Annotated in this window: 12 protein-coding genes; 9 read left to right on the top strand and 3 right to left on the bottom strand. The window is 47.2% G+C overall.

Annotated elements, in window-relative coordinates; all coding sequences use genetic code 11:
* Positions 1-77: 77 nt before the first annotated feature.
* The gene (locus QUE64_RS05795) at positions 78-1,856 is read left to right on the top strand and encodes a sulfatase-like hydrolase/transferase (RefSeq protein WP_286224940.1); all 1,779 of its coding nucleotides are present in this window, start codon (positions 78-80) and stop codon (positions 1,854-1,856) included.
* 167 nt (positions 1,857-2,023) lie between these two features.
* Positions 2,024-3,706, top strand: a complete 1,683-nt coding sequence (locus tag QUE64_RS05790) for an amidohydrolase (RefSeq protein WP_286224939.1) — start codon at positions 2,024-2,026, stop codon at positions 3,704-3,706.
* A 100-nt stretch (positions 3,707-3,806) separates the two neighbouring features.
* Here the strand turns inward: QUE64_RS05790 and QUE64_RS05785 are convergent, their stop codons facing one another.
* Entirely contained in the window at positions 3,807-4,775 is a 969-nt protein-coding gene (locus QUE64_RS05785) for a sodium-dependent bicarbonate transport family permease (RefSeq protein WP_286224938.1), read from the bottom strand.
* 86 nt (positions 4,776-4,861) lie between these two features.
* On the opposite strand from QUE64_RS05785, the gene QUE64_RS05780 reads away from it, so the two are divergent.
* The 3 genes from QUE64_RS05780 (at position 4,862) to QUE64_RS05770 (ending at position 8,799) form a co-directional block, all read left to right on the top strand.
* A complete protein-coding gene (locus QUE64_RS05780) occupies positions 4,862-5,770 on the top strand; it encodes a LysR family transcriptional regulator (RefSeq protein WP_286224937.1) in 909 nt (302 codons plus the stop codon).
* 249 nt (positions 5,771-6,019) lie between these two features.
* Positions 6,020-7,705, top strand: coding sequence for an alpha-keto acid decarboxylase family protein (locus QUE64_RS05775; protein WP_286224936.1), 1,686 nt, complete (start codon positions 6,020-6,022; stop codon positions 7,703-7,705).
* Positions 7,702-8,799: a patatin-like phospholipase family protein gene (locus tag QUE64_RS05770; RefSeq protein WP_286224935.1), complete on the top strand. Its 1,098-nt coding sequence runs from the start codon at positions 7,702-7,704 to the stop codon at positions 8,797-8,799. The genes QUE64_RS05775 and QUE64_RS05770 overlap by 4 nt, the downstream gene beginning before the upstream one ends.
* A 16-nt stretch (positions 8,800-8,815) precedes the next feature.
* Here the strand turns inward: QUE64_RS05770 and QUE64_RS05765 are convergent, their stop codons facing one another.
* Positions 8,816-9,931 (bottom strand): DSD1 family PLP-dependent enzyme, encoded by a 1,116-nt coding sequence (locus tag QUE64_RS05765; protein ID WP_286224934.1) that lies wholly within the window; start codon positions 9,929-9,931, stop codon positions 8,816-8,818.
* Between the two features lie 149 nt (positions 9,932-10,080).
* On the opposite strand from QUE64_RS05765, the gene QUE64_RS05760 reads away from it, so the two are divergent.
* From QUE64_RS05760 to QUE64_RS05745, 4 genes are all read left to right on the top strand, one after another.
* Positions 10,081-10,890 (top strand): hypothetical protein, encoded by an 810-nt coding sequence (locus tag QUE64_RS05760; protein ID WP_286224933.1) that lies wholly within the window; start codon positions 10,081-10,083, stop codon positions 10,888-10,890.
* A 16-nt stretch (positions 10,891-10,906) separates the two neighbouring features.
* Positions 10,907-11,752 (top strand): hypothetical protein, encoded by an 846-nt coding sequence (locus tag QUE64_RS05755; RefSeq protein ID WP_286224932.1) that lies wholly within the window; start codon positions 10,907-10,909, stop codon positions 11,750-11,752.
* Positions 11,753-11,796: 44 nt separating this feature from the next.
* Positions 11,797-13,095, top strand: a complete 1,299-nt coding sequence (locus QUE64_RS05750) for a lipase family protein (protein WP_286224931.1) — start codon at positions 11,797-11,799, stop codon at positions 13,093-13,095.
* Positions 13,096-13,248: 153 nt separating this feature from the next.
* Positions 13,249-14,322 (top strand): patatin-like phospholipase family protein, encoded by a 1,074-nt coding sequence (locus QUE64_RS05745; protein WP_286224930.1) that lies wholly within the window; start codon positions 13,249-13,251, stop codon positions 14,320-14,322.
* A gap of 30 nt (positions 14,323-14,352) precedes the next feature.
* Here the strand turns inward: QUE64_RS05745 and QUE64_RS05740 are convergent, their stop codons facing one another.
* Positions 14,353-14,838, bottom strand: coding sequence for a hypothetical protein (locus QUE64_RS05740; protein WP_286224929.1), 486 nt, complete (start codon positions 14,836-14,838; stop codon positions 14,353-14,355).
* Positions 14,839-14,842 lie beyond the last annotated feature (4 nt).

The raw sequence follows: 14,842 nt of genomic DNA, 5'->3' as shown, positions 1-14,842 counted from the left end.
AATTTTGCATTTCAGAGGAAAAAGGTTAATCTTGCGCTATTCACAAATCTTCTATTTATTAGTAGACATTTACTCTAATGAGTTCAATTGAAAATCCATCACGCCGTAATGCTTTAGCCGCTGGTGCCGGGATACTTGGCACTTCATTATTGCCCACTACCAATAAAGCAGCAGCGAGTACTTTGCAATCTCAAAATTCCCAGCAACAACAATTACCGGCTGGCTATAACATTCTTTTCATCCTGGTTGATCAGGAGCATTTTTTTCCTCAATGGCCATTTCCAGTCCCCGCAAGAGAATCCTTAAAAAAGCGAGGAATTAGTTTTGTTAACCATCAAGCAGCGTCATGTGTTTGCTCATCAGCCCGCTCGGTGATTTATACCGGACAGCATATTCAAGAAACGGGTGTGTTTGATAATTTGAATTATTTGTGGCAGCCTGATATGTCAACCAAAGTTAAAACCATTGGCAGTCGTCTGGCCGAGCTTGGTTACCATGCTGCTTATCAAGGGAAATGGCATCTATCGTATAACTTAAATCAGCAGGCCGATCCCGCAAAAGCGCCGGTTGAGCAGTACCAAAAGATCATCGCCAGCTATGGATTTGCTGATTACTTTGGTGTGGGCGATATTACCGATGGGCCACAGGGTGGGTACACTTTTGATCAATCAACTGCTAGCACTGTGGATCGCTGGTTTCGGACCACAGCGCAAGATTTGCGTACTAAAAAACAACCCTGGTATCTAGCGGTCAATTTTGTTAATCCGCATGATGCAATGTGGATTAATTCTGATTTGCCAAATCAGGTAGTGCAAGGAAAAAAACATGCCGTACCAATCTTGCCGCCCCCAAATAGTGAGATCTATAAGGCGAGTTGGACCAACTATCCCTTGCCACGGTCTCGAAATCAAGCATTGAACGCTCCGGGGCGCCCCCGCGCGCATTCCATTTATCAAACCATTCAGGATGTTATGTTAGGGCAATGGCCCAACGAGGATCGTCGCTGGCGACTTTTATTGGATTACTACTTTAATTGCATCCGTGATTGTGATAGACAAGTTGAGCTTGTGCTTAAATCATTAAAAGACTCAGGTCTCGAGAACAATACGATTGTAATTTTTACTTCAGATCATGGGGAGCTTGGCGGTGCTCACCAAATGCGCGGTAAGGGAACCAACGCCTATCGCGAGCAAAATCATTTACCACTCATCGTTGTGCATCCTGCTTTTGCTGGGGGCAAGAGCTGTAATGCAGTGACGTCTCAACTTGATTTAACACCAACGATTATTGGTTTTACGGGTAAGGATTCTGCATCACGAACCAAAGCTTCTCAGGGGCTTAAGGGAAAAGACTTTTCTTCATTAGTTGCGAACCCCGAGGTGGCTAAACCTGATTCCATCCGAATTGGCAGCTTGTTTAATTTTGATATGTTGTCTTATCAAAGCCCAGTGTGGGCAGAGGTCACTTTTGACTATATGTTTGCTGGGAATGTTTCGAATAAAGATAAAGTTCAGTACTTATTAAAAAATCAACCTAATTTTCATACTCGAGTGGCAATCCGTAGCTTATATGACGGCCGTTATCGATTTACACGCTATTTTTCACCGTTAAAATTTAATACACCAACATCCATTGAGCAGCTACTTGCCAATAATGATGTGGAGTTGTATGACTTGGTGAATGACCCTGACGAGTTAAATAATCTTGCTGTTAATCCAAAATTAAGCGGGGACTTGTTATTCGCATTGAATCAAAATCTCAATTTATTGATTTCGCAAGAGGTTGGAATTGATGATGGACATTTTTTACCCATTCGTAATGGTAAGTGGTATTTTCCACCAGAAAGTCAGCGTTAAGATTGGGTCTGTTTGGTCGGCAGTGTACTAGCGGGTAGCCTGCCTTTTCACAGCTTGGCCCGACTCAGCCCCCGATGCAATATTTCTCTGCCGGTAATAGCGCCTACGTACAATGAACTCAGTTAAATACTTTTAATTCATACAGCCTCAACCCATATTTCTCTTTTATGAAAAAAATCATCTATCTTGCAATCACATTCTTTTCAACCATTGCAACAGCTCAAAACTCAACGGTGTACTTTAACGGTGACATTCTCACAATGAGGGGAGACACTCCTCAATACGTTGAAGCAGTCGTGGTGCAAGGTAATGAAATTACCTATGTGGGAAATAAAGCCAAGGCAATGACAGTCGCGGGTAAGGGTCCAAAACTAGTTGATTTAAATGGGCGCACGATGTTGCCTGCCTTTATTGACTCCTGGGGACACTTTACCTTGATCGCTCAAAATACCTTGGGTGTTAATCTGGCCTACTTTTCAGATAATCCTCCCAAGACTAAAGCCCAACTAATTCAGCGATTAAAGACTGAGGGTAAGCCATTAAACGGCTGGCTCATTGGAACTGGTTATGCTGATCCACTCTTAAGCGATGGCCCATTGACGCTAGCAGATTTGGACCGGGCATTTCCGAGTCAACCAGTACTAATTGCGAACATCTCGACTCTAACGGGGATTGCGAACTCAGCGGGGCTTAAAAAACTTGGAATAACTAAAGCTACCAAAGCAGTCTCAGGCTTTATTCCAATTAATCCCAAAACTGGTGAATTAACCGGCGAATTGATTGGTATGCCCTACCTAAGTGCTATTGCCCAAGCCGTAGGCAAGTACTCGCAGGATTTGACCTTCCAAACTTACCAAAAGGCAGAGAAGATCTATCTAGAGAATGGTTTTACGACCGCCCAGAGCTATCAAGCTGAGGTGAGTGATATTCAGTCAATGCAGACAGCCATTGAAAAGGGAGTCGTATCAATTGATCTGATTGCCTTGCCAACCTACGATGTGGTGGATCAACTACTCAAAGCAAATCCACAATATCCTTTTGGCAGGTATAACAAAGGAAAGCAAGGATTTAAGGTGGCCGGCATGATGGTGCCTACCGATGGCGCACCACAACTCCGTTTGGCATACATGACTAAGCCGTATTTGGTAACCACCGGCTTTGATAAAGATTGGCGTGGTTTCCCATACAACCCACAAAGCCTCATCGACCATTACGCAAAGCTTGCTTACGAGAAAAATATTCAATATTTTGCCTATAGTAATGGGGACGCTGGTATCGATATGACCCTGGCTGCCTTAGATAAGGCAATCAAGGAGACTGGTATTACTGAAAATCGCAGAACCGTGGTTTCTCATGCCATGTTTGCCCGTCAAGATCAGCTCAAGCAATTTAAAGAAAAACAGATATTGCCCATCATGCTGATTAATCATTTATGGCTGTATGGCGATGTTTATCAACAAATTGTTGGGCCTGAGCGAGCCGCCAATCATAACCCTCTCAAGTGGGTTCAAAACGCTGGTTTGCGGATTGGTATCCATAATGACACGCCATCCTCAGGACCTAGCGCTCTTTTTTCCATGTGGACAGCAGTCAATCGTAAGACAGTGAAGGGCACACTTCTTGGCCCCGATCAGAGAATCACGCCGTACCAAGCGTTGCAGGGTTTTACAAGTAATGCTGCTTATCAGTACAAAGAAGAGGGGACTAAGGGAATAATTGCTCAGGGAATGTTTGCCGATTTAGTCATTCTCAATAAAAACCCATTAAAGGTTAATCCCGATGAAATTAAAGACATTCAGGTTCTAGAAACAATTAAGCAGGGTAAATCTCTCTTTAAAAGACCGATTTAATTAGTCTGAGTAGGCCTCTATTGGGATCATAAGGCCTTGTTCATCTTCTCGGCGACGATCTTAAGTTTTGTGCCGCCACTAACTATCGCAACCTTAATGATCATGCCCGGACTAGTGTTTGTGCCAGCCAAGCATATAGCGGTATTCCAACTAAGATATTGATAGGGAAGGTGATACCGATTGAGAGACCAAAGTAAATGGATGGATTTGCCTCCGGAATAGCGTACCGCAATACCGCAGGCACCACAATGTAGGAGGCGCTTGCGGATAGCACCATGAGTAGTATGGTGTCAGCGAGTGAGATGCCACATAGCAAGCAAAGCCCTAATGCTAAGCTCGCATGAACTAGTGGACTAACTGATGCGTAAGCGATTAATGTCAATGAGTTATTTTTGGCTTCCTTAAAGTTTTTGGCAACCATGAGTCCCATATCAAGTAAGAAGAAGGCCAGCATCCCCTTGAACAAATCCCCAGAGAAAGGTTGCATCACGGTTTTTCCTGCTTCACCACTGAAGTACCCGACGGCCATCGATCCGAGTAGGAGCAAATGGGCGCCATCGGTAAAGGATTCGTGCAAGATGTTCTTTAGCGAGGGCCCTTTGCTGGTTGCTGCAGTATTGTTTTCATGACGCAACATGTTAGCCAATAACACTGCCATGATGATGGCAGGAGATTCCATGATCACTAGAGCAATGGCCATATAGCCATTTGGATTCAGTTGGCTCTGCTCCATAAACTGAATGGCAGTTACAAAAGTGACTGCGCTGACTGAGCCATACGATGCGGCCACTGCGGCGGCGTCAAACTTAGCAATCCGGTCCTTTAAGAACCAGTAGCCAATCGTTGGAACAATGAAAGCCATGGCTAGGGCAATCGCAAGGCTCAATGCGATCTCTGGGTTTAGTCCAGTTTTTGCCAGAGCGAAGCCCCCTTTAAGTCCAAGGGCCATTAATAAATAGAGCGATAAGAACTTGGCGATCGAGCGGGGGATTTCAAGATTTGAGCGAATTAGTCCGGCAAAGCAGCCAAAGACAAAGAACAGGATCGCGGGGTCGAGTAGGTTTTGCATGAAATCTCCTAAAGTTGAGAAATCATAGGCAGACCTATTTATAAAGTAAAATCGATAATTAAATACTTATATATAGATAAATATCTATGCATGCAAGCTTTCGTCAACTGCGTTTATTTCTTGCCCTTGTCGAGACTGGAAGTGTCAGCGGGGCGGCTAGACGGATGCATGTCACCCAGCCTACTGCCTCGATGCAACTCAAAGAGCTCGGTGAGAACATTGGAGAACCGCTATTCGAAGTGATCTCTAGAAAAGTTCATTTGACATACGCTGGCGAGCAATTAGCTAAATCAGCTCGTGCCATGTTTGATGAATGGCAAAGTTTTGAGCAAGAGATTGCGCTCATGAAGGGTCTCACCAAGGGGCGCTTAAAGGTAGCTGCCGTCAGTACCGCGAAATACTTTATTCCCCAGATGTTGGGCGATTTTTGTAAAACTCATCCGGATATTGAGATTGCCTTTGAGGTGCTCAATCGCGATGGCGTAGTTCAGCGCCTTGAAAACAATCAAGACGATCTTTACATCATGTCCATGCCGCCATCGCACCTAGACATTGACGATGAAATCTTCATGTCAAATCCAATTGCCATCATTGCTGCCAAAAATCATCCATTAAGCAAGAAAAAAAATGTAGAGCTTAAGGATCTAAAGCAAGAAAAATTTATCATGAGAGAACGGGGTTCTGGAACACGCATGGCGGTTGATGCTTATTTTCGTAAGAAGCACTTTAGTCCTAACATTCGTCTTGAACTTGGAACGAATGAGGCAGTACGAAATTCGGTTGCGGCGAATCTTGGCATTGCTGCGCTGTCGATGCATTCCTTGGGGGATAGCCTAAGTCGGGATATTAAGGTCTTAAACGTTCAAGATTTTCCATTGTCATCGAACTGGCATATTGTGAGTCTTCAGGGAAAAAAGTTATCGCCGCTGGCAGTCAGCTTTAAGGCTCATTTACTTGAACGTCTAACCACCAATGTAAACAATGGAAAATCTTAGTATTCATCGTTCAAGGATGTTTATTATCTAAGCTACCTATATTTCAACAGGTGAAACAAAAGCCTCGTTTTTATCCAAAGCCACCTCTGGGCAAAGTCGCTGTTACTTAATTAACTTATCAAAATCCCCGTCAATTGAATGGCGGGGTTTAGAAAGAACACGATCAATGCCAACTTATCTAAATGGGTAAGGGGCATATTAAGAGTCTGCTTACAATAGCCAAATTCAGATCAAGCACTGGGAGTGGTTATGGCTTCAAATGCACCAACTGTCGCAGAGTATGTAGTTAATCGCTTAGCAGATTTAGGAATTGACCGAGTCTTTGGCGTGCCAGGCGACTATTCCTTTCCATTCGATGATGCGATTGAATCTTGCGATCGGGTTGAGTGGATCGTCTGTGCCAATGAGCTTAATGCCGCCTATGCCGCCGATGGCTATGCCCGAATTCAGGGGGCTGCCATCTTATCAACCACCTATGGGGTAGGAGAGTTGAGCGCCATTAATGGTGTGATGGGCGCCAAGGCTCAGCGCTTGCCAATCTTTCATATTGTTGGGGCGCCTAGTACGCAAATCCAGCGTCAAGGATTGATTACCCACCACACCTTGGGGGATGGGGTGTATAACAACTTTCGCTATCTTTCAGAGGCAGCCTGTTGTGTATCCGCTTATCTCACACCAGATAATGCGATTGCCGAGATGGAGCGCGTGATTCGGGAAGCATTGCGTCTGAGTGCACCTGCATACATCACAGTACCGATGGATCTCGCCAAGATGCCGGTAATTGGTAAGCCTGTCAAGGGAACACTATTAGCCAATATTGAGCGGGCCAGTAGCGACCCTGCCTCACTAGAGGCCGCAGTTGATTTCATCATCACCAAGATCGCGGCCAGCAAGACCATTGTGGCATTACCCACTCAACTGCTGGCACGCTATGGAACCATCTCAAGTGCAGTCGAGTTTTTAAATAAAAGCAAGATACCGTTTGCAACCTCACCTATGGATAAGGGCACTCTTTCAGAGGCGCATCCCAGCTATTTGGGTATCTACAATGGCGCGGGGTCCAGCCCCAGCCAAGTGAAAGAGATGGTGGAGGGGGCTGATCTGGTCCTCGATATCGGCGGGATCATTTTTGAAGACTTCAATACCACCTTCTGGTCCGATACCATCGCATCAGCTAAGCAACTTACCATTGGCGATCAGTTTGTGCGTATGGGTAGTACTATATTTACAGGCGTTGCCATGGAGGATGTCTTACAAGGCGTGACCAAGAGGATCCAAGCCCGTGCCCGATCTAATCCCTTAAATCCACCTGCAACCCCGGCCATTACCAAACCATCCGATCCAACGACGTCTGCTAATTTTTATCCCCGTCTGCACGCTTTGCTAAAGAGCGGTGATGTCTTAGTAGTTGAAACCGGAACCTGCGTTCTTGACACCACGCCGATGCGCTTACCTGACGGAGTTGGTTTCCAGACCCAGACCTTGTGGGGCTCGATTGGATGGGCTACCCCCGCCGCCGAAGGGATTTGCATGGCCAATACCAAAGGCCGAACCATCTTGGTAACGGGTGATGGCTCCCATCAACTCACTGCCAATGAAATCGGGGTGATGGGACGCTATGGCATCAAGCCCATCATTTTTGTATTGAACAATGGCATCTATGGGGTTGAGAACGTATTAAGTGAGATTGGCCCATCATATGACAATCTGGCCCAATGGAACTACGCACAAATTCCCGGGGCGATGGGATGCAACACTTGGTTCACCGCCCGCGTGAGCACCGTGGCAGAGCTCGATGCCGCGATTGAGAAAGTCAATACCAGCGATTGCGCCTCGTATATCGAGGTCATGATTCCTGCTGCTGAGAGTCAGCCACTCCCAGAGGCAGTTCAAAACCAAATCTACAAAACTAATATTCCAGGAAGATCAGCATGACATCATCGAACCGTCGCCAATTTCTACAAAGCTCTGCACTCGGGATGGCCGCATCTGTTACTGGGACATCTGCGTTAGCGCAGACCAGTAATGCATGTAGCAAAGCTGTAGCGGAGGCGAAGGCGCAGGATGCTAAAAATATTCAGGCATCGACTGCGAACTGGAATGATGGACTAGCACATCCCATTCCATACAAGAACCCCCCGGGCAAAGGTAAAGATCGCGCACTCGTATTGGGTGGTGGCTCGGAGTACATGAGCTCATTCTTAGTAGGATACTTCCACGCCATGCTAACGAATGGTGTCAACTTGCGCTTAGCCGATATTGTGGTGGGCTCTTCAGCAGGCGCATTGCTGGGTAGTGCCTTATTAGGAGGGCGTCTTGATCTGTTCTCTGCTGAATTTAATCTCTTAGCTGATTACCCCAAAATCATGGCCAAGTTTGTGCCAACGAATAAGTTCTCACCCAGTCAAGAGCGCGTCATGAAGATGGGTATTGAGGCCAAAGATGGTAATCCCGCCACCATCCAGGCGATTGGACATGCAGCGATGGCAGCTAAATCAATTCCCCAGGATAAGTTCGAGACCAATATCAAAGTATTTTTGGGCGATCTCAAAAAGATTCCGCCTAAGATGTACATCACCACGATTGATTGCTACACCGCCGAGCGTTTAGTGATTGCTCCGGATTCTGGTGTATCAGTTGCAACCGCGGTTGCTGCTAGCGCATCTGCCCCTGGGGTGACCGGCCCGACTTGGGTAAAAGATCGCGTCTGCATGGATGGCACGATTGGCCCCACTGAAACCCATTGCGATATCGTCGCTGGTTCGAAGCGCGCCTTGGTATTTGCCTTGGCCGATACGATTGCGCAAGAGAAGGCTGGTTTGCGCCTCAATCACCTACCCAATACCATTTTGCAAGAGGTGAAAGACTTGGAAGCTGGTGGTACCAAGACTAAATTGGTTGTGGTTGGCATGTTGCCTGGTCGTAAGACATTAAGCGTAGTGGATCCTGGCATCATGGCACCCGCGATTAAGTACGGCTACGATCGTGGCATGCAAGATCTCCCAGAAATGAAAAAGTTCTGGGCGTAATTAAGGATTATTAGTATTAAAGGAGTGCGCCGCGTGCCGCTACAGGCCAGATGGCTTCGACCCGATCTCCACGAATCGCAATTAACTCATCATAGAGATTGACGGTCGGGTCGCAATGCCCGGGAACCAAAAGTAGATAGTCGCCAAGGCCCAAGGTTGAATCTGGTGCAAGTTCCAGAACTCCATGCTCATCAGAGGCCTTCAAATATTTCGCATCGGTGCGCTTCCACACCACTGGCATCCCAGAGTCCACACTCGACGCTTTCAAGCCAGCATCGACCACTGCGCGATTAGCGCTTGGATGACTGAGAACAGCAGTCTTCACAAACAAGGCATGCTCAAAGGGTAGATCGTTAGGATCGCGTTGATTGGTTGCGTAATCACGATCCATCAAGATGTAAGAACCCGCTTGTACTTCATTAAACAGTTTGGAGTGACTCTCGAGCATGACCGAGCCAGTACCTGCGCCCGAGATACGCTCCACCTGAATTCCCACTCCCTCAATCGCCGCTTTGGCAGCGGCTGCTTTGGCACAGACTGCTGTAATGGCTTGTTGGCGCTCCTCAGGTAGTCGGTAGTGCTGGGCACTACCGTGATAACACTGCAGACCCATAAAGTTTAAGTAGGGCGCAGCATCAATTTGTTGAGCCATTGCGACCGCACGCTCAATCGAAACCACACCGCAACGACCCATACCTACATCAATCTCAAGATAGATATCAATCGGGATTTGGCGCTCTGCGCTAGCACGTGCAAAAGCACTGATTTGATCTTCATGATCAACCAGCACACCAATGCGTGCGCGTGCAGCTAAGTCAAGCGCATGTGCTACTTTTTTCTCACCCACCACTTGATTGGTAATCAAGATATCCGATATACCCGCATCCACAAAGACCGCCGCCTCACTGACTTTCTGGCAACAGATGCCCACTGCACCCATCTGAATCTGACGTAATGCAATTTCCGGGCATTTATGGCTCTTGGCGTGAGGGCGTAAGCGCACCCCAGCACTCGAGACTGCATCTTGTAAGCGACTCATATTGCGCTCAAAGGCATCAAGTTCTAGAACTAAAGCAGGAGTATCAATCTGATCAATGTGATCACCAACGCGTGCTGCTTTCCAGGGTGCCATGTCTCTCTATTCCATATCAATTGCATACCAGCATGGGTTTAACAACTCATTCTAGAACAGATTAAACAGTGCAACTAAAGTAATAAAATAAGGCATTTATGCTTAATATAATTTATATCCTAAATCCATCCTAAAAAAACATGATCTTTATGAAATCAACCTCTTTCAATCTTTTTCGTAGCCCCTTACATGCAATGTTGGCAACCGCCTGCCTCCTGGGGTTCGGTACAGCATCTGCCAATACCGATAATCCGATTCCTCCCGTTGCTGATCAATGGCGCTTTGAGATAACCCCTTACCTATGGGCGCCAGGAATCAAAGGCACGATGGGTTTTGATAATGGTCTAGCCCGATCAGCAGACTTCAACTCGAGTAATGTTCTAAGTAATTTAAAGTCTGGCGGTATGATTGCTGCCGAAGCGCACTATGGCAGGTGGGGAATTATGGGTGATCTAGTATCAGCCACTCTTCAAAACTCTGGCTCGATTCCGGTTGCAGGGGGCGCTGCGACTGTGGCTGACAAAATAACCTTGCAGCAAACCATCTTGACTGGGGCTGCCACATACACCTTAGCCAACTCCAAAGATGCTTATGTAGATGCTTTATTGGGCGTTCGTGCCATTGATGTTACTGCGACATTAAGTGGCAATCTAGTTGGCACCCCCGAAAAAGAGACGATTTCGAAGACGACATCGACGGTTGACCCGATTATTGGTGCCAAAGGGCGTTACCGCATCGCTAATTCGAGTTGGTATGTCCCGTTCTATGGTGATATCGGTAGTGGCGGAGGTACGACGAATATTACTTGGCAGGCAATGGTCGGTGTGGGCAAATCCTTTGGTAAGTTAATTGATGCCTCATTGAGCTATCGTGCTTTGTACTACGACATGAAAGCCGGCGGCGTCTTGCAAAAGACTACGATGCAAGGTCCACAGCTTGCAATCACCTTTAAATTCTGATTCCTAGGACTTTTCTATGACAATCATGAGAACCATTGGTATTGCACTCATCATGAGTGCAATGTCTAGTGCTGTCATTGCACAGCAGGCTGTACCAAGCGCTTCCTCAGCTTCAACAGGTGGTATTGATACAGTAGCGATTGCCAAGAAATTAGCCAATCCGATTGCCAATATGATCTCAGTACAAACCCAGTATCAGTACAGCCGCGGAGTCGGTGTTAATCAAGCTGGTTCGGAACAAAGCTTGCTATTTCAGCCAGTTATTCCATTTGATTTGGGTGGTGGAGATACCTTCATTGTGCGACCCATCGTCGCCGGTGTACGTGAGGTGAGTGTTCAAGGTCCAACGGGGTCGCCATTCTCAGGATATGGTATTGCGAGTGTCACCGTGGAATCCTTTTATGCACCAAACACAAACTCTTCATGGATTTGGGGCGTTGGTCCTTACCTAGTCTCGCCATCGGGTAATAGCGGTAAGTTTGGCTCTCAGCAAACGGGTGCGGGTGTTACTGGGGTAGTGCTGAATCGCAAGGGTCCATGGACCTATGGCTTACTTGCTTATCAGTCATGGGAGGTCGGAGGTAATCCAGCTTTTGGTACCCAAAACAATTTATATGGTCAGCCATTTATTGCCTATACCAACAAAGAAGCTTGGACCTTCACTACCAATATGGAAGCGCTCTATAACTATGACACCCGTCGCACATCTAACCCGCTCTATGCTGGAGTATCGAAAGTGGCAGTCATCGGCGGCCTACCATTCTCTTTCGGTGCAGGCCCCATGTATTACGTCAGTAATACCCCAGGCGGTCCATCCGGTTGGGGTGCTAGAGCAACGGTGACACTGATTATTCTGAAGTGATTCTTTTCACCCAAACCTAGCGCAATTATTTCTTAGGGTTTTGTATGAATAAACTAGTTTCAGTTCTGGCAGTCAGTGCCTTATTGAGTATTTCTGTATCCGTGGCGCACGCTAATCCACCGATGCTACCGTTTTATGCCGATGTCATCAAAATGAAACCCGAAGGTAAGTTGGGTCAGGTCATCAAACAAGAAAAGATTGAGACTTCGGTTAAGGGTGCACAGGCCTGGAAGATTGCTTATATTTCATCGGACGTGGGTGGACGTACTACTATCTCCACCGGTTTGGTGGTAGCTCCGGTCGCTGCTGCTCCCAAAGAAGGTCGTCCCGTATTAGCCTGGGCGCATGGTACGACTGGTACTGCGCAAAATTGTGGGCCCTCACAGGTAATCAACCCCGCAGCCCCGCTGAATCAGTATTTTTTGGTTGGCGGTAATTCATGGACAGACTATGGCATTCCCAACCTTGAAGAATTTATTAAAGAGGGTTATGTGGTTGTAGCGACTGATTATCAGGGTCTTGGCGGAGGTGGTAAACATCAATACGCAGTGGCTGGCACTAATGGTCGTGATTTAATTAACTCAGCGCGCGCTGCCATTTCCATGAAAGATACAGGCGCAAGTAAGCGCACTATTTTCTACGGCTGGTCTCAAGGTGGAGGCGCTACGATTGCAGCCGCAAGCTTGGGGAATTATTTAAGCCAGAAGGGTAGTGTTGCTGATGATTTGCAAGTGCTTGGTTTTGTTGCGATGGCACCCGAGGATGCTGGGGTGATGATCCAAAATGCAAACAAAGATCAAGCAACCGCTGATAAAGCTTTAAACGGACTAATTAAGCTCTTCTCTGACAATGTATTCAATTTCTCGCATTTTGCGATGACGATGTGGGGTACCCAAGCGGCATACCCCAATCTCAAGCTGACCGACTTATTTACTGATCAGGGTGCAAAAGTAATTGATCAAGTGCTGTTGAATAAGTGCATGCATGTGGTTGCGGATACGTTTAATTACGCCTACGGCGCCGATTTCAAATCGCTTCTTCGAGATAAGCCCATTAATTCGATCGCATGGGTAAAAGCCTTGATCGACGGTAGCGTTCCCCCGGTAAAGCCGGTTGCACCGGTTGTCATTTATTGGGGAACAAAAGATACCGCGGTGCCACCGATCATGCATGAGCTCTATCAGAAACAAATGTGTGCCATGGGTGCCAATATCGAGCGGATTCAATTACCAGGGCAACAAACCCATTTCTCAACTCCCGGAGTATCTGCTCCTATGTATTTGCAATGGGTGAAGGACCGGGTCGCAGGCAAGTCTTTGGGCAATGGCTGTCCCAAAAGTTAACCAATCGCGAGGATTGCAACCAAACCCTCATCAGTAATGACGGGGGTTTTTCTTTTCGTTGCGCTTGTAGTTTTTATAGGGTGCGGTCTCTTGGGTTGCTATCATTCTATTGACTAATTCAATCCTTAAACTCACCGTTCAATTAACTACACTATGCAACGTCGAACCTTCCTAAAAATTTCTTCCCTAGCGGCCCCTGCACTTGCGAGTGCTTCCTATTTATCTACTGCTCATGCACAGGGCTTAGCAAAAAGAGCTGAACAGATCTCAGAGAAGATCTTTGGTAACGATGGTTTGTCAATTCCAATTGCTACGACACCTAAGGTTTCACTACTTGCCAAAGGCTTGGATCGTACGATGGTATTGGGTGGTGGTGGGGAGTATTACATTGCCTGGTACTGCGGATTCTTTCACGGCCTAATGGAAGCCGGCCTTGATATGGCCGGCTTACCTCAAATGGTGGTGGGAACCTCGGCTGGTTCCTACATGGGCTCATCGCTGTTGTCAGGGCACTTCAAACGCTTACGCTCTGAAATGGATTTCTTTGGTGAATTTCCGAAGATTTTTGCCAAACTTGCGCCAACGACTAACCCCAACGCAAGTCAGCTCAGAGCGATGGAAATCAATATGAGTGCAACCGATGGCAGCATTGAAACAAGGCAAGTCATTGGACGAGCTGCACTGGCAGCCGATAACCGTTTGAATGGATCCCGAGTTGAAGCCCTAGCGGCATTACTCACGGGGGATAGTAAAACAGATTGGCCAACACCCAAAATGTTCACATCATCGATTGATTGCTATACCGGTGAACGGCTAATTGTTGGTCAAGCTAGTGCTCGAAAGAATAAGATTGCATTGGCTCATGCCGTGGCAGCGAGTAGCTCGCTCCCCGGAATCGTGGGACCCACTTTACTTGGCCAGCGTTACGGTATGGATGGTGGAATGTGCTCCAATCCAGCCCATGTTGATGTAGTGGCCGGATCAAAACGTGCTCTAGTGATTACTCTTACCGATGGTGTAACAGGCCCCATTCTGACAAAGATTCCGCATCCGATGGCACAAAATATCAAAGATATTGAGAGTGTTGGCACCATAGTGAAATGGATTGTGGCGGGAGCGCCAGATGGGATAAACCTAACGGATCCTCGTCAAATTCAACCCGCTCTGCGAGCTGGCTATGAGCGGTCCAAGAGAGAGGCTGCTCAAATTAAGGCCTTTTGGGCCTGAGGTAATCAAAAAATGTACCTAAGAATTGCTTTAGGGGCGAAGGGATTTTGCAGAGTCAGATGCCAAGTTAGCCAGCTTGACTGCTTCAGCTGCCGCTTCAGCTGCACGCTTTGTTGCCGATGCTGCCTCAGCCGATGCCTGAAGCGATGAAGCCTCTGCTTGATGGGCAACTGCAGCCGCCGCCGCTGCTGCTGCCGAGGATGCTGCAGCGGCTGCTTGAATAGCCGCCTCCGCTGAGAACTTGGCAGCCTCGGCCGCCGCTTCAGCCGCAGCAATGACCGATTGACTGGCTGCCTCTCTAGCGGCATTGGCACAGCGCTCGGTCGCGCCTTTGGCATGTTCGGCTGCTAAGCAAGCTTTCTTGGCAGCTTCAGCAGCACTGCTGGTTAGTTCTTTCAGAGAGGCAAGTGCTTTGGTATAGCGCTCATTAACGATCATGTAGCCTTTGCGCAGGTTAATGATCTCAGTCTCATGTGCCACTAATTTGGCATAGATTTTTTCAATATCGTCGTTCATTGTC

The organism is Polynucleobacter sp. HIN7, assembly GCF_030297595.1.
In the GTDB taxonomy this organism is placed as follows: Bacteria; Pseudomonadota; Gammaproteobacteria; order Burkholderiales; family Burkholderiaceae; genus Polynucleobacter.
Note: the sequence above shows the minus strand (reverse complement) of the source record. Positions and strands in the feature narration are given on the sequence as shown.

What these genes read in the sequence shown, in the direction of transcription:
- QUE64_RS05795 (WP_286224940.1), top strand. Translation starts at nt 78, where the DNA reads ATGAGTTCAATTGAAAATCCATCACGCCGTAATGCTTTAGCCGCTGGT.
- QUE64_RS05790 (WP_286224939.1), top strand. Translation starts at nt 2,024, where the DNA reads ATGAAAAAAATCATCTATCTTGCAATCACATTCTTTTCAACCATTGCA.
- QUE64_RS05785 (WP_286224938.1), bottom strand. Translation starts at nt 4,775, where the DNA reads ATGCAAAACCTACTCGACCCCGCGATCCTGTTCTTTGTCTTTGGCTGC.
- QUE64_RS05780 (WP_286224937.1), top strand. Translation starts at nt 4,862, where the DNA reads ATGCATGCAAGCTTTCGTCAACTGCGTTTATTTCTTGCCCTTGTCGAG.
- QUE64_RS05775 (WP_286224936.1), top strand. Translation starts at nt 6,020, where the DNA reads ATGGCTTCAAATGCACCAACTGTCGCAGAGTATGTAGTTAATCGCTTA.
- QUE64_RS05770 (WP_286224935.1), top strand. Translation starts at nt 7,702, where the DNA reads ATGACATCATCGAACCGTCGCCAATTTCTACAAAGCTCTGCACTCGGG.
- QUE64_RS05765 (WP_286224934.1), bottom strand. Translation starts at nt 9,931, where the DNA reads ATGGCACCCTGGAAAGCAGCACGCGTTGGTGATCACATTGATCAGATT.
- QUE64_RS05760 (WP_286224933.1), top strand. Translation starts at nt 10,081, where the DNA reads ATGAAATCAACCTCTTTCAATCTTTTTCGTAGCCCCTTACATGCAATG.
- QUE64_RS05755 (WP_286224932.1), top strand. Translation starts at nt 10,907, where the DNA reads ATGACAATCATGAGAACCATTGGTATTGCACTCATCATGAGTGCAATG.
- QUE64_RS05750 (WP_286224931.1), top strand. Translation starts at nt 11,797, where the DNA reads ATGAATAAACTAGTTTCAGTTCTGGCAGTCAGTGCCTTATTGAGTATT.
- QUE64_RS05745 (WP_286224930.1), top strand. Translation starts at nt 13,249, where the DNA reads ATGCAACGTCGAACCTTCCTAAAAATTTCTTCCCTAGCGGCCCCTGCA.
- QUE64_RS05740 (WP_286224929.1), bottom strand. Translation starts at nt 14,838, where the DNA reads ATGAACGACGATATTGAAAAAATCTATGCCAAATTAGTGGCACATGAG.